Origin of the sequence: Candidatus Pelagibacter communis (assembly GCF_001180185.1) — a bacterium.
In the GTDB taxonomy this organism is placed as follows: Bacteria; Pseudomonadota; Alphaproteobacteria; order Pelagibacterales; family Pelagibacteraceae; genus Pelagibacter; species Pelagibacter ubique_F.
Genome location: NZ_CVSS01000047.1, coordinates 1 through 2,840 on the forward strand (window position 1 = coordinate 1; position 2,840 = coordinate 2,840).

The window sequence follows — 2,840 nt, forward strand, 5'->3', positions numbered from 1 at the left end:
ACTTCAACACCTTTTTTGTAAATTATTACAGTTGGTACACCTCTTATTCCTGTTGCACTTCCGACTACTAATCCGTCTGCTTTTTTAAGAGATTTTATAGTTTTTTCAGTAATTCCGAATCCTATGACTACGTTCTTAGATGAATTTTGTTTTTTTATTTTTGAATATTCATTTAATATTTTTTTAGAAGAGACTTTTAATTTTCCTCCAGTTGTAGACAGCATACTTATATAATAAATCATATCATGAGAATTCTTAATTATTTCTTTTAAACGTACTTTTGATGTTGTGGGTGAAATGAGTTGAATGAAATTAATATTCTTTTTTTTTACATTTTTTAGCAAAAATTTTATTTTCAGGAAATGGTAAGTCTACAACAATCAAACCATCTACTTTTGATTTTTGACATTTTTTAATGAATTTACTTTCACCGTATTGGTAAATCATATTATAATAACCCATCAAAATAATTGGTTTATTTTTTCTTATTTTTTTAAATTGAGCTGCAATCAAAAAAACATCATTGATTTTAATTCCATTTTTTATAGCTCGATAAGCACTAGTTTGGATTTGACCACCATCAGCGATTGGTGTGTTATGCGGAAAACCTAATTCACAAATATCAGCATATTGAGAAATAGATTTTAGAATTTCTAACGATTTTTTTTTTGTATTATCTCCAGCAACTGTATATGTGAGTAAAGCTGGTCTATTTTCATTCTTTGTTATTTTAAATGTTTGATTAATTAAAGTATTAATCATTAATATTTTCCCAATCTTTTTTTTAATATATCTTTATCTTTTTTTGCATCCCCACAAGAGTTTACAATGCAAATTGTGTCTTTACTTAATTTGGGAGCAATTTTAATCACCTCTGCAAAAGCATGACTTGGCTCTAAACTTGGATTCAATTTTTCAAATTTAGTTACTAATTTATATGCATTTAAAGCTTCTTCATCTGTAGCAAAAGTATATCTTGCTCTTTTTGTATCCTTTAAAAAACAATGTATTGGACTGACTCCAGGATAGTCTAGACCTGCACTAATTGACTCCGTTTCGTGTATTTGACCTTCATTACTTTGACAAACATAGGATGCTGCGCCGTGAAGAATTCCAATTTTAGCATTTCTACTTAAAGGTGCAGCATGTAACTTTGAATTTTTTGGACCACCTGCCTCAACACCAATTAATTCTATCTGTTTTTTATTATAATCAATAAATTCACTCCAAAAACCATAAGCTGAGCTTCCTCCACCAACACAATTAATTAATTTGATCTTTTCAGGTATTTTTCTAAATTCTTTTTTTAATTGAAATTTAAGTTCTCTTGATATTTGGGCAGTGCTCCAACCACAAATTTTTACAAAGATATTTGGTCCAACAGTTGAACCTACGCACATGTGTGTGTTGTTGCAATTAGAAACCCAATATCTCATACATTCACTAACTGCATCAACTAAGGTTTGACTGCCAGAGTAAACAGGAATAATTTCTGCTCCATTTTTTTTCATAGCATCACAATTAGGTTTCTGTCGTTTTATGTCTTTCGCTCCCATGAATATCTTACATTTTAGACCAAATTTTTTAGCAGCCATACTTAACATTTTTCCAGCATATCCTGCACCAGTGTCTCCAATGATATATTTTTTTCCCATGGCTTTACAAATTAAAGCATGCACTGTTGCATTATAAATCTTATGTGCACCACCGTTTGCCTCAGATACTACTTTTGCCCATATTTGAGCACCACCTAAGTGATTGCTCAGATTTTCTAATTTAATAAATGGTGTAGGCGATCCGATATAATTTTTAAAATAATAATCTCTTTTTTGTAAAAACTCTCTATTTTTTCTAAGTTTTTCAAATTCCTCAGTTAAGTCTTGAACTGGTTTTTTTAATGTCTCAGGAACAAAGCTTCCTCCAAATTTTTTACCCCAAAATCCATTTTTATCATGTTGATCAATTAATTGTATGTTCTTTTTAATTTTCATTATTTATATTTTTTATCTTATTCAAAAAAATTTCTATTTTGGAAACATCTTTAATTCCAGAGGTTTCTACTCCTCCTGATATATCTATAATATCAGTTATTTTCTTGTAATTTTCAAGCTCATCATTTATTTGAATATCTCCTGCAAGCATTATTTCTTTATCAAATTTTATATCTTTTAAAAGAGAATGGTTGAAGGATTTACTTTTTTCATATCCCTTACTATCAAATAAATAAATATCTGAAACAGATTTATATAGAGAGTATTTATTCACATCATCTATATTTTGAATAGTAAAAGCCGTTATGATCTTTTTATTATATTTTTCTTTAATTTTTTGTATCTCGCTTGGATTACAATCATAAATTTGGTAAAAATCAAAAGGTAGATTTTTTATTTCTTCTAATATTCTGTCATCTGGTTTAACGAGTACAGCCACATAATAAGACTTTTTTTTTTTAACTTTTAGTAAATCTTTTAATTTATCAACTGTAACATATCTTTTTGATTTTGGATAATTAACAATAAAACCAATAAAATTTGGAGGGTCAATATGTTCAGTTAAAAATTTGAGAGTTCTTAAATCTGATATTCCACAAATTTTTGATTTCATTTAATTTAAAGAGGATAAAATATTTTGAATATTTTTTTTTGGATCACCATTGGTAATTGGTCGTCCAATTATCAAACAATCACTTCCGGCGTCCAGTGCTTGTTTCGCATTCATTGTTCTTTTTTGATCATCTTTATTTTTATCTTGTCTTATACCTGGTGTAAAACATTTAAGATTCGGTGCAACTTTTTTGATAGTCTTAGTTTCTAAAGGGCTACAAATTACTCCATGTAAAT

3 protein-coding genes and 1 pseudogene are annotated in these 2,840 nt (G+C 28.3%); all 4 read right to left on the reverse strand.

Annotated features, from left to right (window positions below; all coding sequences use genetic code 11):
• A pseudogene (gene trpA / locus AMN95_RS05805) lies at window positions 1-762 on the reverse strand (tryptophan synthase subunit alpha); the annotation flags it as partial.
• Window positions 762-1,991: a tryptophan synthase subunit beta gene (trpB, locus tag AMN95_RS04030; protein ID WP_075522690.1), complete on the reverse strand. Its 1,230-nt coding sequence runs from the start codon at window positions 1,989-1,991 to the stop codon at window positions 762-764. The gene trpB and the pseudogene trpA, both read right to left, overlap by 1 nt.
• Window positions 1,981-2,604, reverse strand: coding sequence for a phosphoribosylanthranilate isomerase (locus AMN95_RS04035; RefSeq protein ID WP_075522691.1), 624 nt, complete (start codon window positions 2,602-2,604; stop codon window positions 1,981-1,983). Before AMN95_RS04035 ends, trpB begins: the two co-directional genes overlap by 11 nt.
• The coding region (locus AMN95_RS04040; RefSeq protein WP_179850350.1) for an orotidine 5'-phosphate decarboxylase / HUMPS family protein at window positions 2,605-2,840 on the reverse strand (236 nt) is incomplete at its 5' end.